Below are 24,491 nucleotides of genomic sequence, written 5' to 3' on the forward strand. Positions count from 1 at the left end.
ACACTAGATCGCGTGTTGACGCGACCCTTTCCGCTGATACTATCGCGCAGGAAAGCGTACTGGAAAGCCGTCCGGAGCTGAAAGAGGAGCTGCCGGGCCTGCTGTCCATTTACGACATCAGCGTCCGCCAGAATGGGGAAAACCTCTTGAAAATCAGAGGACAATCCCCATGACGGTGAGAAATCCCGCTGAACGACCACCTGAAAGGCTACAAATACTATCAGGCGGTGTATCTGGGCGACCCATTGGAACGCTTTGACGCGGTGGTGGAAGGAGACTTCCTCGTGTTTGAAACCGACCATTTGAGCCAGTACGCAATCCTTGGTTCTAACACGCCGTTTGAAACCAGCGAAAAGCCGACCGACCCGGATGAACTTCCTTTCCAGGATGTAAGAAATGGCGACTGGTTTTATGATTCCGTAATCTATGTCTATGGACACGGCCTGATGACCGGTCTTAACGATACCACCTTTGGCCCCGGAGAGCCGCTGGCAAGAGCACAGCTGGCGGTGATCCTGTACCGGCTGAGCGGCTCGCCGGAAGTGACATATGAAGACATCTTCCCGGATGTGCCGGATGGACAATGGTATATCAGACGCTGTCATCTGGGGCGCAGGAGAAAGGCATTGTTTACCGGATACTCAGATAGCGGCACATTTAAGCCTGGCAACAACATCAACCGTCAGGAGATCACGACTATGATGTATCGCTATGCAAAATATCAGGGATATTCCCTGGAAGGCGGAGCGGACTACAGCAGTTATCCGGATGCGGCAAATGTTCAGGAATTTTGCCAAAGATTCCATGAGCTGGGCAGTGGGCAACGGCATCGTTACCGGAAAAGAGAATCCGACGAGACTGGATCCTCTGGGCAATACAGCCAGAGCCGAATGTGCGACGATCATGATGCGCTTTATGGAAACCTTTGAAAAAATTAGGTAATTGCGAAACAAGGTCGCAATCCTGATTAAAAATGCTGGTAGGAATGTCGGCAAGAGCCGGATTCAGCTTTTGGCATATCGGTTCGGTCAGATCTACAAGATGATCGAACATAGATTGTAAGTCCGATAAGAAATCCTGTTTAAAGCGAGTGAATTTTGAACCGTCTGGTACAACATCAAAGCCGCAAAAATCACGAAGTTCCTGAGAGTATTTCAAGAACACAATCAGGAGCGTGTCCGTCGGGATTGAAAAAATACGCTGGAGCAGAAGTGCCTTGAGCATAGGATAAAGCTGGTGCTTGCGAGGTCTTCCGGTTTGGGCGTGAAAATGAGAAACAAAAGAAACAGGAACAATTTCATCAAGGTTAATGGCTTCATCAAGAAGTGCTAGAAAATGATATTTGTCATTATCGAATTTATGTTGACAATCTTCAAAAACTTCTGCCAAAGTGAGCTGCTTATGTGTTATCATATAGGTATATCTCCTTTAAGGTGGATTGGTTAATAGTTTCTAGTCAACTCTATTTTACCATAAACCTTGAGGAGATATTTTATTTTGGCAACAAAAAATGCCGTATTTATGCGGCTTTTGGCGTTTCGCAAACGCCTAATGAATGTTATCTTGAAAGGAGAAAAATCAGTTATGAAAGTTATGAAATTGAAGCGCAAACTGCTTGCAGGACTGCTGACGCTTTGTATGGCTGTTGGAATGGCTGTGCCGGCGTTTGCGGCGAACGGCCCCTCGTCCGGGGACTACAGTTCTGCATACCTCAGGCTCGGTAATTCGGAGGATGGGTATCAGACGCTCTTTGCCAACAGCGGCCAGATTGACGATGTATCAGGTGCTGTTTATGATAAGGCGAGCAACACCGTTACCCTGACCAACTACAACAACCCGACCAATATCCTTGTCGCCAACGAGATGGGTGATGACCTGAAGCTTAAGCTGGTAGGTGACAACCACATCTCCTCGCTGGTGGTATACGGTTTCGGCTGGGGCGGCAACCTGGAGATTATTGGAGACGGCTCCCTGACCATCAATGAGAACAAAACCTCCAGCGCCGCTATTGCGTTTATGGCGGAGGGAACACAAGGCTCGCTCAAAGTTGGTTCGGAGGCTACTGTGACGGCGTATAAAATGCCCGATGCTCCGCATATGGCGACTTATTCGGCACAGTTTATCTCACAACGTCTAAATCTATCCCGTTCACAGGAAATTTTGAAACAAAGCTTGCTCTGACAGCTGATTCCGGCGTGGAAGGCGAATATGCAGTGGGTGCAACTGTTATTTATGAAGATGAAGAAAGTTATGCTAACAGAACATGGCAGCTTGCCACAAAGGACAATGACGGCAAACTCTACGGCATTTACTTCTTCGAGGCTAATGAGTATTCAGAGGGTCAAACTGATGTGTTTGAGCTTGTAAAGGTTGACGGACTTGCCAGTGGAAATGAATATCTCGCGGTAGCTGTCAGCCAAACCGCCGGCGTAGCATGGCCCGAGGGCTATACTAAGGACCCCGAGGGAAAAACCGTTGACGCAAAAATTTCAAATATAAAGACCATGACCTTACTTCAAAAAGACGGCGAAACCTTCTATTGGGGTTCGGATAAGATTGAATATCCTCCTGAAGGCGGAGAAGGAACACCTTGGTATTCCGTTTACAAGGGACTTACCGACAAGATGGAGATTGTGGATTATTGGGGCGATAAAAAAGAAGCTGTAATTGCAGCTCCTGTTGAGGGTATGAGAAATCTTACCAAGGATCAGGAAGGCTATCCGGAGGGATATAAGACAGTCATTGAGAAGACCGGCATGTATAGCTACTACTGCACCAATGATGTGATCAAAGTATCCCCGTCCGGGACTTCTACCGATCCGGGCACTGATCCTGGAACAAAACCTGGTGAGGATACTGGCGCCAAAGATCTGACTGCTTCCGAAACCGGCGTTTCCATCTCCCTGACCGATGGAGTGCCAGAGGGTGCAGAGCTTTATGCCGACACCATTGCACAGGAAAGCGTGCTGGGAAGCCGTCCGGAACTGAAAGAGGAGCTGCCGGGCCTGCTGTCCATTTACGAGATCAGCGTTAGAAAAGACGGTAAAGCTCTGGAAATCAAGGATAACCCCATGACGGTCAAAATCCCGATGAACGACCACCTGAAGGGCTACAAATACTACCAGGCGGTATATCTGGGTGACCCGCTGGAACGCTTTGATGCAGTGGTGGAAGGAGACTTCCTCGTGTTTGAAACCGACCATTTGAGCCAGTACGCAATCCTTGGTTCCAACACGCCGTTTGAAACCAGCGAAAAGCCCACCGACCCGGATGAACTTCCTTTCCAGGATGTAAGAAATGGCGACTGGTTTTATGATTCTGCAAAATATGTCTATGGACACGGCCTGATGACCGGTCTTAACGATACCACCTTTGGCCCCGGAGAGCCGCTGGCAAGAGCACAGCTGGCAGTGATCCTGTACCGGCTGAGCGGCTCGCCGGAAGTGACGTATGAAGACATTTTCCCGGATGTGCCGGATGGACAGTGGTATACAGACGCTGTTATCTGGGCACAGGAGAAAGGCATCGTTACCGGATACTCAGACACCGGCACATTTAAGCCCGGCAAAGAGATCAACCGCCAGGAGATCACGACTATGATGTACCGCTATGCAAAATATCAGGGATATTCCCTGGAAGGCGGAGCGGACTACAGCAGTTATCCGGATGCGGCAAATGTTCAGGAATTTGCCAAAGATTCCATGAGCTGGGCAGTGGGCAACGGCATCGTTACCGGAAAAGAGAATCCGACGAGACTGGATCCTCTGGGCAATACAGCCAGAGCCGAATGTGCGACGATCATGATGCGGTTCGTGGAAAAATTTGGTAAGTAACAGGTAGACCAAAGGAAGGGGCCTCAGAGTAATCTGAGGCTCCTTTTGAGAATCGCATGCCATCAGGCGCGCGAACAGGGAAGCGCCAGGTACGGGGCTGCCCTATAACAGGATCCTAACAGGATTACAACAGGATAGGTAATTGCGAAACAAGGTCGCAATCCTGATTAAAAATGCGGTAGGAATCCTGCAATGCAGGATTCCTAAGATGAGAAGCAGGTGACATCAAAATTAGACATGACAAAATAACTTCCCAGATGGACTGCGAAGAAAAAATGTTATAAATACCAAAGGTCAGGCAATCAAAGGTTTTAAACTTCGTATGTATTGAAGTTGGTGGATTTTATCAGCAACAAGTACGGTAATAAGTTGTGTAATTCCTGCAAGAAGTAAATCGGCATGAAGCGTTTTTTCATTCTGTGTTTTACGATTCGCAATACAGAAACTATCCTTGAAATGGTTGATTGATTTTTCGACATTTACACGGATTTTGTAAGTGTCTTCCCATTCCTGGGAACCTCGTTCTACACCAGGATAGGCGCGGAGATTTTTCTCTGGATAAATATAAATCATTCGTCCGCAGGAAGAAGTGGTGCATGGATTATCGCAGTGACATACCCGACATTTTGACTTGTCGGCAGGATTGTATTCCCATTTCATTTTTGGACATACAAACTTCATGGTAGGAAGTTTGCTGCGCAAATGGGATTTGCTTCCTTCCCGTTTCATAGGAAGTGTTGGAACGGGCTGACCGAACGGGAATGGGATGTGTTCTCCAAGATGATTTCCTCGGACAGCAGCGCCCAGGAGATAGCCGACTGCCTGTTCCTGTCCAAGCGGACGGTGGAACGGCATATCTCCGCCCTGTACGAAAAGACAGGCGCAAAATCCCGCATCACTATGTACCTGCTTTACCGTAACGATTAACATACAGGATAAAAGAACACCCTGCTTTCTCTCAGGAGAGGCAGGGTGTTTTTGTGTGCGGTAACGAATTGTCCTGATAAAAAACATCGTTTTCCCCACTTGAAAAATGAAATTTACGCCATTCGGCATCCGGGAAAGGAAAAATCAGGAACGAAAAGTACACCTCAACCCCTATTTGGAACGATTAGAAGTTGTGCATATATAAAGCCTCAAAATAGTTGCTTTGATTTATATAATATGCACAAATGGCGGTTGACCGCCATCGGTTTTTTGAAAAATGGCGGTTCACCGCCACCTGTTTTGATACGATTGGCGGGATTTACGCATAGACAATCCGGCCTCTTTTCACCTAAAATGAGGGCGTAAGAATCCACTTCCCGGCGTCTGCCGCGGTTCCCCAAAAATTCAGGAGGAGAAGAAATGATGGAATACGTTCAAAGAGAACTTCCCTATGTGCGCTCCTTTGTCCTGCGCTCGGTGTACGGCGTGCTGCGGCAGGAAGGGATTACTTTTGGGGAGGAAGAGCCGGGAAAGATTATTGCCGAATGGAGAGAGGACGGAACAGACGTCTCCCTTTCCATAACGGCGGAGGAAAAAGCGTTTGGAACTGAACTGACGATTTCACTGCGCCGCCCCTGCGATGGAATGTCAAAGCAGAAGGTGGCTCGAAGTCTGCAGGAGATGCTGGATCAGATTGTCCGGCATTTGGAACATATCCTGATGACAGAGGGAACGGATGATGCCAAAGCAAAATGATACTGCTTTTCGGAATCTTGCCGTGTGACTGATGGGTCGGCACTGCGGTGATGTGCAGGAGAAGTTCTCCGCTCTGTATGGCGATTAAAACGAAAGGAGAGAAACGGAATGCGTCAAGTGAAAAGGCTCCTTCCCTATGTCCGGCGGTATGTGCAGATGGCCGTTTACGACGTGCTGGACGCGGAGGGGGCGGAATACTGGAAGAATGAAAGCGGCGCGGTGGTCGCCCGGCTTTCGGTTTACGGGAACGTCAGCACCTTCAGCCTTTCGACAGAGATACAGGATGTGGGGACCGGACTGACGGTTTCCATGCGTGAACCCTGTCCCGGCCTGTCGGCCCAGGGAGAGGAACGGGCGGTGACCGCCGTAGCCGATAAGGTCGCCCAGTACCTTGAGAACGAGCTGATGATCAACCGCCGCTGTTTCGTGCAGGATCGGCATTATGCTGTGTAAGGAACAGCGGCCGGCCCCAAGCGTGAAATTCTGTCCGAAATGCAGGGCGCCGCTCTCCCGCAGAGCGCTCCAGTGCGATAAAGGGCAAAACGCCGTCTATATCGTTCTGCTGGTCTCCTGCGGCGTACTGGGAATACTGGACTGCAGGCGGAAAAAGGTGGTGGTCGAGGAATAAGGCTGAGAGATAAAACAAAACCGGCAAAAGCGCCTGCAGGCGGGGCTTCATGCAAAACCTGTCCCAGGCAGCCGGCAGGAAAAATTTTTAGAAGGGGCGCCCCTTCTATCCTTTGCTTATACCAAAGGATAAACAATCTTATTTGACAAGGAGGAAACAATCATGAAGCGAAAATTACTTGCAGGTTTGCTGACGCTTTGCATGGCGGCGGGAATGGCCGTACCGGCAGCCGCAGCCACTACGCCTGCTGAACAGGAGCCGGGCGCTGACGGCCCGAAATACACACACGTAGACCACGTTTTGAATGAGGATACGCATAGAAACAACATGGATATACTGGTTATGCCCGGCGAGAGTTTCACCGCACAGCCCAACACGGACATTCACAAGGGCAATTGCATGTGTATCACGGCGGACGGAAAGTGGAAGTATATAACTACGGTTAAATTCATGAATGCAGACCTGTATTTGGGATATGTTAATATTCCTAATTCTAATTACAGTGCTCATGAACCGAGGTATGTAAGTGATGGCTATTTAACAACCAGCACGCCGGATTTGTCAAAGCTGGAACCCATAACAAAATATTATGACAATGCGATAAAGATTGCCTATGAAAACAAGTTATTAGAGATCGACCCATCAGCCTATGGGGAAGAAGAATATAGTAATTTACAGTCCGCTTTGGAAGCGGCACGCGAACTTCCGGGGCATACTTTCAATGCAGGATATGTTAACAATACTGGTTTACCCATGCGTTTAGACGCTTGTTATGCCGGCGGCAAGGGAGCCGAAGGCGAGGAAGTGGGCACAGAAGGCTGCGGACACGTCGGTCATGGGCCTGTACAATCGATGTATGGCGGAGGTTTCTCTCAGTTCTATGTTACCTTTTATGAGCCTTATTACAATATAAACTATGAAGGCGTGGAAAACTATTTTACCGAGGAAGAATTGGCGGATTTGCCTGACCGCTATTATTTCCAGCGGGAAGAGCAGCAGATTGTTCTGCCAAATCCTGTTCGGCCCGGCTATCATTTTAAAAACTGGAGAAATAATGGAGGAGATACAATTATTGGTTCGGGTGAAACAAAAACGGTAAAAGACGGTAAAACCATTATAACCTTTGACTATGAAAACGGTTTAAAAAGAGGGGCAAGGGACAAAAACTTGGCGCCAATCTTTACAAGAGGCTGTACGGTTACTTTCAATCCCAACGGCGGAGCATTGAAGGACGGGGAAAAAGCTATCCGTGAAATTGACCTCAAGAGCGTGGAAAACGGACAGTTTTTCGACATCGGAGGGGTTATCCCCGTGCGTGAGGGTTACACCTTTGCAGGCTGGTATACATCGCCCGACTGCACAGATGAAAGCCGGATTGCAAATACCGCAAGCGACGAGTGGATCAATGCGTATGATATGCAGGTTTACGCAAAATGGGAGAAAAATGTTACCGAACTGACCAACTCCGACACCAACGTTTCCATCTCCCTGACCGACGGTGTGCCGGAGGACGCGACCCTTTCCGCTGATACTATCGCGCAGGAAAGCGTACTGGAAAGCCGTCCGGAGCTGAAAGAGGAGCTGCCGGGCCTGCTGTCCATTTACGACATCAGCGTCCGCCAGAATGGGGAAACCCTTGAAATCAAGGACAATCCCATGACGGTGAAAATCCCGCTGAACGACCACCTGAAAGGCTACAAATACTATCAGGCGGTGTATCTGGGCGACCCATTGGAACGCTTTGACGCGGTGGTGGAAGGAGACTTCCTCGTGTTTGAAACCGACCATTTGAGCCAGTACGCAATCCTTGGTTCTAACACGCCGTTTGAAACCAGCGAAAAGCCGACCGACCCGGATGAACTTCCTTTCCAGGATGTAAGAAATGGCGACTGGTTTTATGATTCTGCAAAATATGTCTATGGACACGGCCTGATGACCGGTCTTAACGATACCACCTTTGGCCCCGGAGAGCCGCTGGCAAGAGCACAGCTGGCGGTGATCCTGTACCGGCTGAGCGGCTCGCCGGAAGTGACGTATGAAGACATCTTCCCGGATGTGCCGGATGGACAATGGTATACAGACGCTGTCATCTGGGCGCAGGAGAAAGGCATCGTTACCGGATACTCAGATAGCGGCACATTTAAGCCTGGCAACAACATCAACCGTCAGGAGATCACGACTATGATGTACCGCTATGCAAAATATCAGGGATATTCCCTGGAAGGCGGAGCGGACTACAGCAGTTATCCGGATGCGGCAAATGTTCAGGAATTTGCCAAAGATTCCATGAGCTGGGCAGTGGGCAACGGCATCGTTACCGGAAAAGAGAATCCGACGAGACTGGATCCTCTGGGCAATACAGCCAGAGCCGAATGTGCGACGATCATGATGCGGTTCGTGGAAAAATTTGGTAAGTAACAGGTAGACCAGCGGTAGGAATCCTGCAATGCAGGATTCCTAAGATGAGAAGCAGGTGACATCAAAATTAGACATGACAAAATAACTTCCCAGATGGACTGCGAAGAAAAAATGTTATAAATACCAAAGGTCAGGCAATCAAAGGTTTTAAACTTCGTATGTATTGAAGTTGGTGGATTTTATCAGCAACAAGTACGGTAATAAGTTGTGTAATTCCTGTAAGTCCGATAAGAAATCCTGTTTAAAGCGAGTGAATTTTGAACCGTCTGGTACAACATCAAAGCCGCAAAAATCACGAAGTTCCTGAGAGTATTTCAAGAACACAATCAGGAGCGTGTCCGTCGGGATTGAAAAAATACGCTGGAGCAGAAGTGCCTTGAGCATAGGATAAAGCTGGTGCTTGCGAGGTCTTCCGGTTTGGGCGTGAAAATGAGAAACAAAAGAAACAGGAACAATTTCATCAAGGTTAATGGCTTCATCAAGAAGTGCTAGAAAATGATATTTGTCATTATCGAATTTATGTTGACAATCTTCAAAAACTTCTGCCAAAGTGAGCTGCTTATGTGTTATCATATAGGTATATCTCCTTTAAGGTGGATTGGTTAATAGTTTCTAGTCAACTCTATTTTACCATAAACCTTGAGGAGATATTTTATTTTGGCAACAAAAAATGCCGTATTTATGCGGCTTTTGGCGTTTCGCAAACGCCTAATAAAAGTTATCTTGAAAGGAGAAAAATCAGTTATGAAATTGAAGCGAAAACTACTTGCAGGACTGCTGACGCTTTGTATGGCTGTTGGAATGGCTGTGCCGGCATTTGCGGCGAACGGCCCCTCGTCCGGGGACATGAGCGCTGCATGGGTGCAGCTGTATGATAGCAGTGTAGAAGAACCCGATGGCTATGTACTTTATAGCAACGGCGGCGAGGCTGACACGGTGGAGGGCGCTGTCTATGACAAGGCTACCAACACCATCACCCTGACAAACTACAACCACCCGGAAATGACCCTTGCCACCAACGAGATGGGCGACGATTTGAAGCTTCATCTGGTGGGTGACAATCATATCGCCGAACTGGTTGTATGGGGCTTCGGCTGGGGCGGCAATCTGGAAATTACCGGAGACGGCTCCCTGACCATCAATGAAAACAAAACGTCTCAGACTGCGGCGATCCGCTTTATGGCCGAGGGAACACAGGGTCTGCTCAAGGTCGGCTCAAACGCTTCTGTGACAGCGTATAAGAGCGCAGGTGAAAACACTTATTCTGCGGCCTTTGTATCGACAACATCCTCAACCCTTCCCTTCACAGGTAATCTGGAAACAGAGCTTGCCCTGACCGCCAATTCCGGCATCGAGGGGGAGACCACCGAATGGGAAAATGTCATATATGAAAGTAAGTATGTTGCTCAAGACTGGAAGGTTCTCACCAAGGGCGAGGACGGAAAGAAATACGGCGTTAATTACGGAACAATCTACACCGGCAGCGATTTAACAAACGGCAAGCCTGTGGGCTATATCCACGAGCTGGTGAAGGTGGAAGGACTTCCTAGCCAAAAAGAATATCTTGCCGTTCAAATTGCTACCGTTGACGGACTTGAAAAGGACGCTCTGCCTGAGGGATATACCGACTCAGGGGAAACCATCAGCGCCAAAATAGGCGATATCAGCTCTATGACAGTGCTGATCAAGGACGGGCAGAGGTTTTATTGGGGAGTAGACCCGAATCATTCCCAGTGGTTGGTCTATCAGACCGCCGTTGATGACGTAACTGCGGAGGATTGGGGTCAGACAACCCTGACAAAAATTGTAGTGCCTGTGGCTGGAGAAGGCGTCAGCGGTGCGACCGAAGAAGATATTCCGGCAGGCTATACCACCAACGTGGTAAAGACCGGCATGTATAGCTACTACTGCACCAATGATGTGATCAAAGTATCCCCGTCCGGGACTTCTACCGATCCGGGCACTGATCCTGGAACAAAACCTGGTGAGGATACTGGCGCCAAAGATCTGACTGCTTCCGAAACCGGCGTTTCCATCTCCCTGACCGACGGTGTGCCGGAGGACGCGACCCTTTCCGCTGATACTATCGCGCAGGAAAGCGTACTGGAAAGCCGTCCGGAGCTGAAAGAGGAGCTGCCGGGCCTGCTGTCCATTTACGACATCAGCGTCCGCCAGAATGGGGAAACCCTTGAAATCAAGGACAATCCCATGACGGTGAAAATCCCGCTGAACGACCACCTGAAAGGCTACAAATACTATCAGGCGGTGTATCTGGGCGACCCATTGGAACGCTTTGACGCGGTGGTGGAAGGAGACTTCCTCGTGTTTGAAACCGACCATTTGAGCCAGTACGCAATCCTTGGTTCTAACACGCCGTTTGAAACCAGCGAAAAGCCGACCGACCCGGATGAACTTCCTTTCCAGGATGTAAGAAATGGCGACTGGTTCTATGATTCCGTAATCTATGTCTATGGACACGGCCTGATGACCGGTCTTAACGATACCACCTTTGGCCCCGGAGAGCCGCTGGCAAGAGCACAGCTGGCGGTGATCCTGTACCGGCTGAGCGGCTCGCCGGAAGTGACATATGAAGACATCTTCCCGGATGTGCCGGATGGACAATGGTATACAGACGCTGTCATCTGGGCGCAGGAGAAAGGCATCGTTACCGGATACTCAGATAGCGGCACATTTAAGCCTGGCAACAACATCAACCGTCAGGAGATCACGACTATGATGTACCGCTATGCAAAATATCAGGGATATTCCCTGGAAGGCGGAGCGGACTACAGCAGTTATCCGGATGCGGCAAATGTTCAGGAATTTGCTAAAGATTCCATGAGCTGGGCAGTGGGCAACGGCATCGTTACCGGAAAAGAGAATCCGACGAGATTAGATCCTCTGGGCAATACAGCCAGAGCCGAATGTGCGACGATCATGATGCGGTTCGTGGAAAAATTTGGTAAGTAACAGGTAGACCAAAGGAAGGAGCCTCAGAGTAATCTGAGGCTCCTTTTGAGAATCGCATGCCAGCAGGCGCGCGAACAGGGAAGCACCAGGTATGGGGCTATCCCCATAACAGGCTCCTAACAGGATTACAACAGGATTACAACAGGATAGGTAATTGCGAAACAAGGTCGCAATCCTGATTAAAAATGCGGTAGGAATCCTGCAATGCAGGATTCCTAAGATGAGAAGCAGGTGACATCAAAATTAGACATGACAAAATAACTTCCCAGATGGACTGCGAAGAAAAAATGTTATAAATACCAAAGGTCAGGCAATCAAAGGTTTTAAACTTCGTATGTATTGAAGTTACAAACGAGATATTAAGACGAATAGCAGAAATCGATGAGAACCGTTTTTTCTCGGTACGATGAAAATTCCTTCTGTTAAAAAACAGGATCAGGAAGAATTCCAAGAAAAAGAGTTCCTGGCGTTTTTGTTAAAGAAGAGACTCTATGAATTTACACCGATCGATGTAAGCAGAATGATCGGAGTGACAAACAAAACAGTGATCAACAGATGTCGATCTTATCGGTTAAGTGACTTTTCAAGAGCAAATGAAAAAAAGATTCTGAGAGAAATATCGTAGCTGAAAAGTTGCCCGGTGTTTGACTTATTCCGGGAGCATGAAACGAAGCGGGAATTATTAGCTGGAATAGCTGAATAATTACCCGCTTATTTCTGTTTCTATTCTTTATCAGTTTCTATCTTATTTTGGCTAAATCATTGCAGATTCACGATATTTGGCATTTGTCCGTACATACATGATGCGATATGGAGTCTCTGGTTCGCGGATGCGTGAGAGCAGCAGATCGGCCGCAATGTACCCCATTTTTGAACTCGGAATATCGATCGTAGTCAGATGGGGTTCGATGATCCGTGATTCGGCGGAATTATCGAAGCCGGTGATGAATATATCTTCCGGCACCCGGACCCCCTGCCTGCGCAGTGCACGGATCAGATCAATGGCGATGAAATCGTTGGCACAGATAAATACTTCAGGCAGTTTTAATGTGCGTTTTAGTGTCTCGTCCAGAAGGGCGGCTTCTGCGAAGACATTGGTATCTGTGAACTGTGTTGTACACGGTGTAAGACCGTTTTCCGTCATGGCGTCTGTGAATCCCTGCCATCTTTCGAAGAAAGAGCGGCAGTGTCTGCGGTCGCCGGCGAAAGCAAGCCGTGTAAGCCCTTTCTGGATCAGAGCGTCTGTCATGTTGTACACGCTGATCCGGTTTTCCATCATCAGAAAATCAGCATTGATCTGTGTGAAGTCTGTGTCATATGCGGCGTCAATAAACAACAGGGGAATGCCGAGTGAATTCAGCATTTCCATATACTCGGGCTGGAACATCTCCATACAGATGATGCCGGCTGTCTTTTCTCTGTCAAATCCAAGAGGGAGCTGCAGGGTGGCAATCTCTTCTTCGCGGATCGGAAACATGGTGAGCCGGTAGTTGTTCTGGCTGATTTTCTCCTGAAATGTATTGAGTGCATAGGTTCCAAAATGGGAACCGTAGGGCATATTCTGGGAAATCAGCGCCAGTTCGCCGGGAGGAGCATTATGTTCCGGCTGGCCCTGCTGCAGGTATATGAATCTCCGGTATCCCATTTCTGCTGCCCGCGTCAGGATTTTCTGGCGGGTTTCTTCGGCGACGATACCGGTGTTATTCAGCGCTTTTGAAACTGTATTTCTGGATAAGCCGAGACTGTCTGCAATATCCTGGATCGTAACTTTTTTCTCCATAATACAATACTCCGTTTATATGATACTGTTACATTTAATGTAAATCATTGTGCATGATTTGTCAAATGTAACATCGTAAATAAGCGAAAAATACAATAAAAGATATAATAACACAGAAAGTAAAACAAAATGATGCAAATGCACAATATAAATGTTATGCAAATGTAAAATATATATTGACATTATGCACAAATAATGGTACTGTAAAAGTAACCTTTAGATAAACCATGCATAAAAATGACCGGTCAAACAATGTGGATGGTGCAAATGTAAAAAAAAGGAGGGGGTTACTAAATGAGAGTTCTCCGTAAAAGTAAAACAGCGGCTGTTACTGTAAAGCAGACGCCGCGGGAAAAACTGAAGTATGTAAAGAAGAACTGGCAGCTTTATGTATTCTTTCTGCTTCCGGGACTTCTGCTTACGCTGATCTTCAAGTACGGGCCCATGGGCGGTATTCTGATCGCGTTCGAGGATTACAATGTTATCGAAGGCGTACTCGGAAGTCCGTGGGTGGGACTTGATTATTTCAGACGGTTCCTGTCTTCACCGGATTTCATGAATTATCTGATGAACACATTGAAGCTGAGCGTCTTCGGACTGCTCTGGGGTTTCCCGATTCCGATCATTCTGGCGCTTCTGCTCAATCAGATCCGCCGGGTAGGGATTCGCAAAAAGATCCAGCTTCTGATCTACGCACCGAATTTTATCTCTGTCATCGTTCTCTGTGGTATGGTGCGTATGTTCCTGTCACCGGTTGGCCCGATCAACTCCCTGTTCGGTATTGATACCAACTGGATGACCATGCCGGAGGCATTCCGGACCATTTACATAACCAGCGGGATCTGGCAGACGGCAGGCTGGTCTTCGATTATGTACACGGCAGCGCTTTCAAATGCCAGCAAAGATCTGGAAGAAGCGGCGATCGTGGACGGCGCGAACGTCCTGCAGCAGATCAGATACGTACAGCTTCCTGCCATCAAGAATATCATCGTAATACAGTTCATCCTGCAGGCAGGTAATATTATGAGCATCGGATTTGAGAAGGCATATGCACTGCAGACAGATATGAACCTGCCGGCTTCCGAGATTCTTTCTACATATGTATACAGACTCGGTCTTCTGAATGGCGACTACGGTTATTCTACGGCAGTGGGATTGTTTAATTCCATCATAAATGTGATCCTGCTGATCTTCGTAAACCAGGTAGTAAAGAAACTGAATGACGGTGAAGGATTATAAAAGGGGGATATGATTATGAAAACGAGAAGAAAAATGAAACTCGGGACATCCGACCGCATAATCCTGGGTGTGGGTTATACACTTCTTGGGCTCTTCGTGCTCGCGGTTTTTGTCCCGCTGGTCTATGTGGTGCTCGCCTCTTTTATGGATCCGAATGTACTGAACAACCAGGGGATCAGTTTTAATTTTAAAGACTGGACGCTGGATGCATATAAACGGGTACTGGAAAATGATATGATCTGGAGAGGATTTGCCAACTCATTCTTCTATTCGGCAGCATTTACCGTGATTTCGGTTTTTATCACACTGCTCGCCGCTTACCCGATGTCCAAGAAGGACTTTGTGGGACGTAAGTTTTTTAACATTATTTTTGTGATCACGATGTTCTTCGGCGGCGGAATGATCCCGACATTCATCCTCGTCAACAACCTGCATATGGTCAATACCGTGTGGGCTATCCTGCTCCCGGGTGCATTTAATGTGTGGAATATGATCCTTGCCAGAACATACTTCCAGTCGATCCCGGCCGAGCTCAGAGAGGCATCCGAACTGGACGGGGCAACCGAGATCCAGCACTTCTTCAAGATCATGCTGCCGGTGTGCAAACCGATCATCGCGGTGCTGGCGCTCTGGTCTTTTGTAGGAATGTGGAACAGCTATTTCGACGCAATGATCTACTTAAACGACGCGGATATGCAGCCGCTGCAGCTTGTCTTAAGATCGATCCTCGTGCAGAATACGCCGCAGCCGGGAATGATCGCGGATATTCAGAGCACGGCGGAGATGGCGAAGGTGGCGGAACTTTTGAAATACGCGACAATTGTTGTATCGAGCCTTCCGCTGCTGATCATGTATCCGTTCTTCCAGAAGTATTTTGACAAAGGAATTATGGTTGGTTCTGTCAAAGGTTAGGAGGCCGAGAAGTGATGAGAAAAAGAATAAAAAGACTGACGGGTCTTGGCCTGTCGCTGATACTGATAATGTCCCTGTTCGGATGCAGCAGTGGAAATGCGCAGGTTGCAGATACAGATCCGGATACGCCGGTGGAAGAAGTAACCTTTCCGCTCGAAGAGACGAAAGAACTTTCGTTTATTACAAGCGCTCCGGCGACGACTACGCAGGAGCCGAATGAGAAACTGATCTTCCAGAGGCTGGAGGAGCAGACTAACGTACATATTGACTGGACATGCTTTGTAGATGACCAGTTTGCCGACAAGAAAAACCTTGCTCTGGCGCAGTTCGGCAATCTTCCGGACGGACTTTTTACGGCGGGTATGAACGATTACGATCTGCTCCGGTATGCGAAGCAGGGCATCATCATACCACTGGAAAACCTGATCGACAAATATATGCCAAATCTTCAGGCTGTGTTTGAGAAATATCCGGAATACAGGACCATGGTCACAGCGCCGGACGGCCACATTTATTCCTTCCCCTGGATTGAGCAGCTGGGTGAGGGCAAGGAAGCAATCCAGGCTATCGGTGATATCCCGTATATCAATAAGAAGTGGCTGGATTTCCTCGGACTTGAAGTGCCGACTACAACGGAAGAACTGGAGCAGGCGCTCATCGCATTCCGGGACAATGCAGACGCTCTTGAAAAAGAATTCAATATTGAAGGCGATGTGATCCCGATGTCGTTTATCATCAATAACGGCGACCAGGATCCGGCGATTTTGATCAACGGCTTCGGTGAGGGCTATGGAGATACCGGGGATCATTTTGCAGTGACAGATGAAGGCGAGGTAATATATACCACCGTACAGGAAGGGTATAAAGAAGGGATCAAGTGGCTGCACTCTCTGGTAGAGCAGGATCTTGTGGATCCCGAGGCATTTACCCAGGAGTGGTCCTCATATGTTGCGAAAGGAAAGAACCACAGATACGGCCTCTGCTTTACATGGGATATCGCAAATATCGACAACTATGAGGACTACGTGATGATGCCGGCGCTGGCAGGACCGGATGGTCTTGTCAATATTACAAGGCAGAACGGAAGTGAGACAAGCGGCTTTGACCGCGGAAGATGCGTGCTTACGACCAGCTGCCGCGATACGGCGCTGGCAGCAGCGTGGATCGACCAGATGTATGCACCGCTCCAGTCACCGCAGAACAACTGGGGAACCTATGGCGAGAAAGATGCGGATAATATCTTCGAGATGAGTACAAATGCAGAAGGCGGACCGATGCTGAAGCACCTGGACCTGGGCGACGCCTCGCCGGTGGAGGTGCGGCAGGCACAGTCTGTAAACGGACCGCTCGCTGTGCTCAATGATTATTATGATGTGTATGTAACACAGCCGGACGATGCGAAATGGCGTCTTGACAACATGCATGAGGTCTATCTGGATGACATGCATAGTAAATATGTTTATCCGAATGTGTTTATGAGCATTGATGATACGAACCGGGTTTCACAGCTTGATACGGATATCAAGAAATACGCGGAACAGAAGAAAGCGGACTGGATCTTAAACGGCGGGATTGATGAGGAGTGGGACGAGTATCTCCAGAAGATGGAGGACTACGGCTTATCCGAATATCTGCAGATCAAGCAGAAATATTTCGACAGCTATCAGGAATCCCTTGCAGAGCTTGAAGCGGCAGGATCCGCGGACGACGCGTCCGGAAATTAAGAAGGAAAGGAACTGAATCAATATGACAAGTCAGACACTGCGTGAAGCAAGAAAATACGAAGAAGCTTCTGAAAAGATGATAAAGAAAGAGGAGCGGCCGGATTTCCATTTGTCTGCGCGCACTGGCTGGATGAATGATCCGAACGGCTTCTCATACTACAATGGGCAGTATCATATGTTTTATCAGTATTATCCGTATGAAACAAAATGGGGACCGATGCACTGGGGACATGCGGTAAGCAGTGACCTCCTGCACTGGGAATACCTTCCGGCGGCACTTGCACCGGATGATGCCTGTGACCGGGACGGATGTTTCTCCGGGAGCGCGGTAGCGCTTCCGGACGGCAGGCACCTGCTGATGTATACCGGTGTGCTCCGGGAACGGCAGGCGGACGGCGGATACGGGGATATCCAGACTCAGTGTCTTGCTGTAGGCGACGGTGTGGATTATGAAAAGTGTGAGATGAATCCGGTCCTGGATAAAGCGGACCTTCCGGAGGGAAGCAGTGCACATGATTTCCGGGATCCGAAAATATGGCAGAAAGAAGACGGCACATACTGCTGCGTGGTCGGAAGCCGGCCGGCAGACGGGAGCGGGCAGATATTATTATATACCAGCCCGGATGGATTCAAATGGAAGTTTAAGAGCATTCTGGCATCCAATCATAATCGTTTCGGAAAGATGTGGGAGTGTCCGGATTTCTTCAGACTGGACGGGAAATGGGTGCTGCTCACAAGTCCGCAGGATATGCTGCCGAAAGGATTTGAATATCATAACGGAAACGGAACGCTCTGCCTGATCGGAGAATATGATGAAGAGACAGGAACCTTTACAGAGCAGTATGATCAGGCCATTGATTATGGAATCGACTTCTATGCGACTCAGACGATCCTGACGCCGGACGGACGTCGGGTGATGATCGGCTGGATGCAGAACTGGGATGCATGTGCGATCCGCTCGCCGGAAGAAAAATGGCTGGGGCAGATGAGCCTTCCGAGAGAGATTTTTATAAAGAACAACAGGCTTTACCAGCGTCCGGTCAGAGAGCTGGAAGGGATGCGGAAGAATAAAACAGAGTACCGCAATGTTGCATTTACCGATGTGATACGGCTGGACGGGATCCGGGGCAGAAGGATCGATCTGGAACTGACCCTCCGCCCCGGCGATTTAGAAAATATGTACCGGAAATTCGCGCTGCGTTTTGCTCAGGATGATACATACCAGACGGCGCTCAGTTTCCGTCCTCATGAATCCGTTCTTAAAATTGACAGGAAATTCTCCGGTTCCAGAAGAGCGATCATCCATCAGCGCAGGTGTCTGGTGAACAGTAAAAACGGTGAACTGAAACTGCGGGTGATCCTTGACAGGTTCAGTGCAGAGGTCTTCATAAACGACGGTGAGCAGGTTATGACGGCGACAATCTATACAGACCAGTCAGCGGAAGAGATTTCCTTTTTCGCAGACGGAGACGTAAATATCGATGTCGTGAAATATGATCTTGTATAGGATACTATATGGCGGAATCGTATCGTCCATTCGTTCCTGCGGACAGAAAACCCCATGTATCCTGGAGAATGAAACGGAGTGGGTAATTACCAGAAGATCAAATGGTAATTACCCGCTTCTTGACATTTACACAAAACGGATGTAAGATAGTCCATAGTATTTAGAGTTCTAATTAAAGGATGGCAGATTATGAATGAGAAAAGTATTATGGAAAAATATGATAAACTGAATCGGAAAATGCAGCGGTATTTTTCCAGCTTTTTTACAGGGACGGCGGTGACCAGCATTCAGGCATTGGTGCTGCAGTATCTTATTGTTGAAACCAAGAAAAGGGATGTTTTTCCGAAGGACCTGGAAGAGTTCCTGGAGATCAAGCCATCTTCTGTTACAAGCCTGATCAGCAATTTAGAGCGTAACGGTTATCTGCGCAGGGAAAGTCTGGCGAAGGACGGACGTTACAAAAAGCTTGTTCTGACAGAGAAAACAATGGAAATGGAAGAGGAAATAGAAAAGTGTATTGACAGTTATATGAAAAATATGTTTCTGGGAATATCAGAAGATGATCTGAAAGTATTTGAAAAAGTGATACTGCAGATGACGGAAAATACGGGCAGGTAATTTTTTTAAACAAATACTTAGAATTCTAAATAATGAAACATTTAACAGCAAAAGGAGGAATTTTAACTATGAATCAGACTACAACAGCCGCAAATCCTCTTGGGTATGAACGGATTGGAAAATTACTGAGGAGTTATGCGATTCCCAGTATCATTTCTTTGATCATCAACTCTCTCTATAATATGGTTGACCAGATTTTTATCGGCCGGGGAGTAGGATTTCTTGGAAACGGAGCTACAAATATCATTGCGCCGATTACAATGATAGCCATTGCGATCGGCTCTTTATTTGGTACACGGTAAATTCTCAGTACCGTGTACGTTTTTTCGGCTTTTCAGAGTGTTTATCCTTTGGTGAGAATGACGGACTCATTTTCCATCGGGTTCGCTTTTTCTTTTGGTTTGCGGTACAATAGTCCCAGCAAAACAAAGGAGCACCGAACATGACGAAGATCTACTCACCGGAACCAACAGTGGTGAAGGTGAAGGGCTTTTGTTCTATGGAAGCACTATCATTCCGTTCAAGGATAAGTTCGATAAGACATTGAAGCTTTACTCACTCATGACTACTAAGCCGGAGGAGGTTGAAGCCAGAAAGCAGAAGGAAATGGAAGAATAATTGTGAAAAGAGTGTGTGAATTATTGACTAGAGCCTCTCCTGATGGTATATTTAGATTACCCAACGGGTAATTTGAAAAGGAGGGCAAACGTGCAGCTACTATACAATAACAGTAAAGTTCAGAAACAATGTACCGATTTAAAAACTGCAAAAAAGTTGTTTGGCGGGAATGCTGCATTAGCAACCAGCCTATTTGCCCGAATAAATGCTATGCAGCAGGCGAGTGTAATTAAGGATATAGTAATGATGCCGACGTTTCATTTTCATAAGTTGAGTGGCAATATGGATGGATTTTTTGCTATAGATGTAAAAACGAGAAGAGATCCATGGCGTATTATTATTCAGCCATTAGATGAGAATGAAGAACCTTATGATCCTTGTAATATTGATGAAATTGCTGGTGTGGTTAGAATTGTTGAAGTAAAGGAGGTAAGTAACCATTATGAGTAATTATATTGAATATAATGATAAGATTGCTTTTCATCCTGGATACTATATCAAAGAAATCATTGAAGAAAGTGGACTTTCTCAGAAAGATTTTGCAAAACGATTAGATACCACGCCAAAGAATTTAAGTATTCTGGTACGTGGGGAGCAAAGCTTATCAATCGATATAGCCATGAAATTATCTCGAATGTTAGGGACTAGTGTTGACTACTGGCTGAATCTTCAGAAGAGCTATGACGCTTTGATTGCTGAGTTTGAATCATCCAAGGAATTAGAGCAGGAAAGAAGAATTTTCAAGTACTTTCAGTACACATATTTCAGAGAGAATTTTGGATTGCCTGATCTTCCGAGAAAAACAAATGAGCAGATTAAGTGCCTACGTGAATTTTTAAATGTTGCATCATTATCTGTTTTTACAAAGCAAAATATGGCAGTTAGTTTCCGAAGTGCATCTGAGGATATGAAAGAGGCTAATACTGCCAGAGCAAATGCAATGGTTCAGATCGCAATTAATCAGGCACTGAAGATAGAAGCACCTAAGTTTGACAAAAAGAAGTTTGAAAAAGCTGTTGATTATGCATTGACATTAACAACACAGCATGGTGATTTTTATCCACTGATTAGGAAGGCCTTTGAAGATGCGGGAGTAATATTCGTAATACTTCCAAATCTTCCGGGTTCAGGAATAAATGGTGCAACCAAGAAGATTGGGCAGAATGTAATGCTGATGGTGAATGACAGACGTTTCTATTCAGATACATTTTGGTTTACTCTGTTCCATGAGATTGGCCATATTATTAATGGTGATTATGGAATTACGTTTGAAAATGAGCACGCTGGCCAGGAGGATGCAGCAGATAAATATGCGGAAGACAAATTGATTCCTCCGGGAGAATATGAGGCTTTCGTTAAAATGAATGAGTTTAGCGAAAATGCTATCCGCAGATTTGCTGAAAGAATTGACAGAGATCCGGGTATTGTCCTTGGCCGCTTGCAAAATGATCAGATTGTTCCATTTACAAATGTTGTACTGTCAAAAGCATTAAGACACAAATACAAAGTAATAACATCATAAAGAAGTATGTAACTTGAGGTCGTCTACCGTTATCCACGATAGATGGCCTTATTTTTTTATCCATTTGGGGAGAAAGGAAGTGAAAGCGATTGGAGGAATTTAAGGCGAAAAGCCATGCGGTCAAAAAGATGACCCGAAAGGGACTTGTGGAAACAGATTCCAGAGAAGGGATAGTGAAGGAAACTGCGGAAGCAAAGTCCGATGGAAGGCGCATCAATGAGGCTGACTTTCAGTTAGAACGTTAAGGCGCCCAGTCCAGGGCTGATCCCGTAGATGATAAGCCGGTATCGGATGCTGCCTCGCGAAGAAAAAAGCAGATGGTATCGTGACAAAGAACAATCAGACATTTTACGTGATCATCGACCGAAGTAAAAAGTATCTACTATTGCGTTCCTTACCATTAATCAGATTAACGAGGTGAATGGTCAGGGATTTACCAGAGAACGTATTGCATATGAAGAACTCAAAAAGGAAATAATATAAACTCCGGGAGGTTTAAATGGCAGCATTTATTGCACCTGTCAAGATTTCTATCCTAAATTCATTTTAGGCTTCTTGTATCAAAATTTAATATCGGACTTTCTTCCGGTCTTTGACACCTTTTGAAGAAAAAAGTCTCGTAAGCCGCTTAAACAGCTGGCTGCGAGACTTTTGTTGGTTTTACGAATGCACGTTACACTATTTATTTTTTTGTCTGAGAGCAGATGTTTCTCATTTTTGCTATAGGTACGATCTGCTTGGATGTGCAAAAGCCAAATGCATCATGTAGAGCATCTGTCAGTTCTGTCCTTGTATAGACCGGTTGGTATCCCTTTCCTTCGTATTTCATAAAATCCATCTCCTGCAAGGTTGGCAGTATTTGATCTATGGTGTATCTATCAGCAAGCTTCTTCTCAAGATAGCGGTAGACAATAAGTGAAATAAAACAGGTTATAAAGTGGGCGAGAATGCGCTCCTTGCGATTCAGATATACTGAGCGTGCTTCGAAATCGGTTTTCATTATCCTGAAGCATTCCTCTATTTCCCAGCGCCGCTTGTTTGCTTTCACAATGCTTGAGATGCTTTCATCAAGGTTCGTACATACAGCATAGAAGCCATCGTATTTTTCTTCGTTCTCGATAATGGATTGATCGATATAACTGGAAGTTATCTCTGCTACTTCACCATCTTTTGTGGCATGGTCGGTTTTTATGAATCGCTTGGGATCGTTCTGTTTTTTCTTGCCGAAAGATGTGAAAAATAGTGAAAAAATAGTGTAATTTTAGTGAAAAAATGGGTTTCGTTAAAAGGAATGTTAAAAATATATCTCCATCATGCTAATTGATATCACCGTCATTTGATGGTAAAATGATGGAGATAATATTAAAATGAAGGAGATTTCGATGAGAAGTTTTGATTATATAAAAACTCCGGAGCAATTGCTAAAACCTGAAATTGTTCAGATGGTCGGAAGCATTCATGAGCATAAAGGTAAGCAGGAATTGTTCCTTGAAGCCAATATAGACGAATTGAAAACTCTGCTGGAAGTTGCTTTGATTCAAAGTACAGGGGCTTCTAACAGGATTGAAGGTATTTATACTACCGACAAACGTTTGGAAGAATTAGTAAGACAGAAAGCCGAACCACGTAACCGGTCTGAACAGGAAATATCCGGATACCGGGAAGTTCTTGCCACTATCCATGAAAGTTATGAGTATATTAATCCGAGACCCAATATTATTTTACAATTGCATCGGGATTTATACTCATATTCCGGAGGAAATGCTGGTGGAAATTATAAAAATTCGGATAATGTAATTGCAGAAACAGATGCAGAAGGTCATCAGAAAGCGCGTTTTATCCCGGTGCCGGCATTTCAGACTCCAGAAGCTATGAATGAACTTTGTATAAATTTTCTGGAAGCATGGGAAGCAGATCGAATAGATAAGTTGATTCTTATCCCTATGTTTATTCTTGACTTTCTGTGTATCCATCCATTTAATGATGGAAATGGGCGAATGAGCCGCCTGTTAACACTTCTTTTGTTTTATAAAGCCGGCTATATTGTCGGAAAGTATGTCAGTGTTGAAATGCTGATTGAAAAGACAAAAGAAACTTATTATGAGGCATTACAGGAAAGTTCCAATGGATGGCACGAAAATGAAAACAGTTATGAGCCATTTGTAAAATATTATCTGGGAATTATACTGAAAGCATACAGTGAGTTTGAGGGGCGTGTAGAGCACCTGAAAAACAGAAGCCTTTCAAAGCCGGATCGTATAAAGGCAGTGATTGATAATAAGATAGGAAAAATTACCAAAAAAGAAATCATGGAGTTATGTCCGGATATAAGCAAGGTAACTGTAGAAAGGACCCTGACGGAACTGGTTAAAAGTGGATATATCGCAAAAGTAGGTGCCGGGCCGGCAACTGGATATGTTCGTATTTAAATCGGCTGTCGTGGTCGAAACACCATAGACAAATCAACAACAACGTTGTATAGTAATAATAGAAATCTGGTCAATTGAATATTGTTTATCATTCCCGCTTGTAAGGGGATGGTAGCCGGAAGATGATATCTGTCAGTAACAACAGAGCTTTCCCCGGATGTTAGCAGCTGCAAAGAATCTGCTAATTTTCAGGTCTTATCTGGTCTTGACAGGGATTGACAGAACCACAGAGCTCTCCTAAGCGGTAGGTCGGAGGTTCAAATCCTCTTAGCGACGCCAAAAATTCCGCCGAAAACGTTGATTTTTCAAGGTTTTCGGCGTTTTCTTTTTCCCAAGAAAAATCGAACACATAACAAACAGCGATTAGCAGGAAGCATTTTTGCTAATCAAACTGCCTCTCCTGCTAATTTGCCGAAAAATCATGCAAAAAACCTTGCTAATCGAATGGGCGAATGTTACCGAGTAAAAGGCATTTTTTTGAAGTTTATTTCGTCCTTTTGCTGGCATATTTGAGGGGGTACTCCGCTTCTCGTATAATGATGCTGTAAGGAGGTGCATCGTATGAGAGAAAAAACATTTCATGTTTATGTGGATAGCCATGATAGAAGCC

The 24,491-nt window shown here is 46.2% G+C and carries 19 protein-coding genes and 5 pseudogenes; 19 read left to right on the forward strand and 5 right to left on the reverse strand.

The window, feature by feature from the left end; all coding sequences use genetic code 11:
* Positions 1–284: 284 nt before the first annotated feature.
* Entirely contained in the window at positions 285–929 is a 645-nt protein-coding gene (locus tag ABGT54_RS04670; protein ID WP_346663048.1) for an S-layer homology domain-containing protein, read from the forward strand.
* A gap of 37 nt (positions 930–966) precedes the next feature.
* On the opposite strand, the pseudogene ABGT54_RS04675 reads toward ABGT54_RS04670, so the two are convergent.
* Positions 967–1,413: pseudogene (locus ABGT54_RS04675) on the reverse strand (transposase); the annotation flags it as partial.
* A gap of 84 nt (positions 1,414–1,497) precedes the next feature.
* Between ABGT54_RS04675 and ABGT54_RS04680 the strand changes: the two are divergent.
* Both ABGT54_RS04680 and ABGT54_RS04685 read left to right on the forward strand, forming a co-directional pair.
* Positions 1,498–2,181: a hypothetical protein gene (locus ABGT54_RS04680; protein WP_346663049.1), complete on the forward strand. Its 684-nt coding sequence runs from the start codon at positions 1,498–1,500 to the stop codon at positions 2,179–2,181.
* Between the two features lie 32 nt (positions 2,182–2,213).
* Entirely contained in the window at positions 2,214–3,833 is a 1,620-nt protein-coding gene (locus ABGT54_RS04685) for an S-layer homology domain-containing protein (RefSeq protein WP_346663050.1), read from the forward strand.
* Between the two features lie 386 nt (positions 3,834–4,219).
* Here the strand turns inward: ABGT54_RS04685 and ABGT54_RS04690 are convergent.
* Positions 4,220–4,574, reverse strand: a pseudogene (locus ABGT54_RS04690) (transposase); the annotation flags it as partial.
* Positions 4,575–5,180: 606 nt separating this feature from the next.
* Here ABGT54_RS04690 and ABGT54_RS04695 point away from each other — a divergent pair.
* The 4 genes from ABGT54_RS04695 (at position 5,181) to ABGT54_RS04710 (ending at position 8,562) form a co-directional block, all read left to right on the forward strand.
* Complete coding sequence (locus ABGT54_RS04695; protein ID WP_346663051.1) at positions 5,181–5,516, forward strand: hypothetical protein; 336 nt, start codon at positions 5,181–5,183, stop codon at positions 5,514–5,516.
* A 108-nt stretch (positions 5,517–5,624) separates the two neighbouring features.
* Positions 5,625–5,969: a hypothetical protein gene (locus ABGT54_RS04700; RefSeq protein WP_087369089.1), complete on the forward strand. Its 345-nt coding sequence runs from the start codon at positions 5,625–5,627 to the stop codon at positions 5,967–5,969.
* Positions 5,959–6,144: a hypothetical protein gene (locus tag ABGT54_RS04705; protein WP_087163023.1), complete on the forward strand. Its 186-nt coding sequence runs from the start codon at positions 5,959–5,961 to the stop codon at positions 6,142–6,144. The genes ABGT54_RS04700 and ABGT54_RS04705 overlap by 11 nt, the downstream gene beginning before the upstream one ends.
* 162 nt (positions 6,145–6,306) lie before the next feature.
* Positions 6,307–8,562: an S-layer homology domain-containing protein gene (locus ABGT54_RS04710; protein WP_346663052.1), complete on the forward strand. Its 2,256-nt coding sequence runs from the start codon at positions 6,307–6,309 to the stop codon at positions 8,560–8,562.
* 216 nt (positions 8,563–8,778) lie between these two features.
* Here ABGT54_RS04710 and ABGT54_RS04715 read toward each other — a convergent pair.
* Positions 8,779–9,135, reverse strand: a pseudogene (locus ABGT54_RS04715) (transposase); the annotation flags it as partial.
* A gap of 171 nt (positions 9,136–9,306) precedes the next feature.
* Here ABGT54_RS04715 and ABGT54_RS04720 point away from each other — a divergent pair.
* A complete protein-coding gene (locus ABGT54_RS04720) occupies positions 9,307–11,532 on the forward strand; it encodes an S-layer homology domain-containing protein (protein ID WP_346663053.1) in 2,226 nt (741 codons plus the stop codon).
* A gap of 754 nt (positions 11,533–12,286) precedes the next feature.
* Here ABGT54_RS04720 and ABGT54_RS04725 read toward each other — a convergent pair.
* Entirely contained in the window at positions 12,287–13,312 is a 1,026-nt protein-coding gene (locus ABGT54_RS04725) for a LacI family DNA-binding transcriptional regulator (RefSeq protein WP_346663054.1), read from the reverse strand.
* Between the two features lie 294 nt (positions 13,313–13,606).
* Here ABGT54_RS04725 and ABGT54_RS04730 point away from each other — a divergent pair, with 294 nt between their 5' ends.
* The 10 genes and pseudogenes from ABGT54_RS04730 to ABGT54_RS04775 all read left to right on the forward strand — a co-directional run bounded on the left by ABGT54_RS04730 (position 13,607) and on the right by ABGT54_RS04775 (position 21,697).
* The gene (locus ABGT54_RS04730) at positions 13,607–14,551 is read left to right on the forward strand and encodes an ABC transporter permease subunit (protein ID WP_346663055.1); all 945 of its coding nucleotides are present in this window, start codon (positions 13,607–13,609) and stop codon (positions 14,549–14,551) included.
* Between the two features lie 15 nt (positions 14,552–14,566).
* Positions 14,567–15,463, forward strand: coding sequence for a carbohydrate ABC transporter permease (locus ABGT54_RS04735; protein ID WP_346663056.1), 897 nt, complete (start codon positions 14,567–14,569; stop codon positions 15,461–15,463).
* Positions 15,464–15,477: 14 nt separating this feature from the next.
* On the forward strand, positions 15,478–17,187 hold the full coding sequence (locus tag ABGT54_RS04740) for an ABC transporter substrate-binding protein (RefSeq protein ID WP_346663057.1): 1,710 nt from the start codon (positions 15,478–15,480) through the stop codon (positions 17,185–17,187).
* 22 nt (positions 17,188–17,209) lie between these two features.
* On the forward strand, positions 17,210–18,694 hold the full coding sequence (locus tag ABGT54_RS04745; RefSeq protein WP_346663058.1) for a glycoside hydrolase family 32 protein: 1,485 nt from the start codon (positions 17,210–17,212) through the stop codon (positions 18,692–18,694).
* 189 nt (positions 18,695–18,883) lie between these two features.
* Complete coding sequence (locus ABGT54_RS04750) at positions 18,884–19,312, forward strand: MarR family transcriptional regulator (RefSeq protein WP_087253192.1); 429 nt, start codon at positions 18,884–18,886, stop codon at positions 19,310–19,312.
* 68 nt (positions 19,313–19,380) lie between these two features.
* Positions 19,381–19,590, forward strand: a pseudogene (locus tag ABGT54_RS04755) (MATE family efflux transporter); the annotation flags it as partial.
* Positions 19,591–19,777: 187 nt separating this feature from the next.
* Positions 19,778–19,930: pseudogene (locus ABGT54_RS04760) on the forward strand (conjugal transfer protein); the annotation flags it as partial.
* A gap of 90 nt (positions 19,931–20,020) precedes the next feature.
* Positions 20,021–20,380 (forward strand): type II toxin-antitoxin system RelE/ParE family toxin, encoded by a 360-nt coding sequence (locus ABGT54_RS04765; RefSeq protein ID WP_070089512.1) that lies wholly within the window; start codon positions 20,021–20,023, stop codon positions 20,378–20,380.
* Positions 20,373–21,452, forward strand: a complete 1,080-nt coding sequence (locus ABGT54_RS04770) for a HigA family addiction module antitoxin (protein WP_346663059.1) — start codon at positions 20,373–20,375, stop codon at positions 21,450–21,452. Before ABGT54_RS04765 ends, ABGT54_RS04770 begins: the two co-directional genes overlap by 8 nt.
* Positions 21,453–21,541: 89 nt before the next feature.
* A complete protein-coding gene (locus ABGT54_RS04775) occupies positions 21,542–21,697 on the forward strand; it encodes a hypothetical protein (RefSeq protein WP_221919695.1) in 156 nt (51 codons plus the stop codon).
* A 437-nt stretch (positions 21,698–22,134) separates the two neighbouring features.
* Here ABGT54_RS04775 and ABGT54_RS04780 read toward each other — a convergent pair whose 3' ends face one another.
* Positions 22,135–22,704, reverse strand: coding sequence for a transposase (locus ABGT54_RS04780; protein WP_346663109.1), 570 nt, complete (start codon positions 22,702–22,704; stop codon positions 22,135–22,137).
* Between the two features lie 115 nt (positions 22,705–22,819).
* Between ABGT54_RS04780 and ABGT54_RS04785 the strand changes: the two genes are divergently transcribed.
* Positions 22,820–23,881: a Fic family protein gene (locus ABGT54_RS04785; protein ID WP_346663060.1), complete on the forward strand. Its 1,062-nt coding sequence runs from the start codon at positions 22,820–22,822 to the stop codon at positions 23,879–23,881.
* Positions 23,882–24,491 lie beyond the last annotated feature (610 nt).

Source organism: uncultured Merdimonas sp., assembly GCF_963929015.1.
Taxonomy (GTDB): domain Bacteria; phylum Bacillota; class Clostridia; order Lachnospirales; family Lachnospiraceae; genus Merdimonas.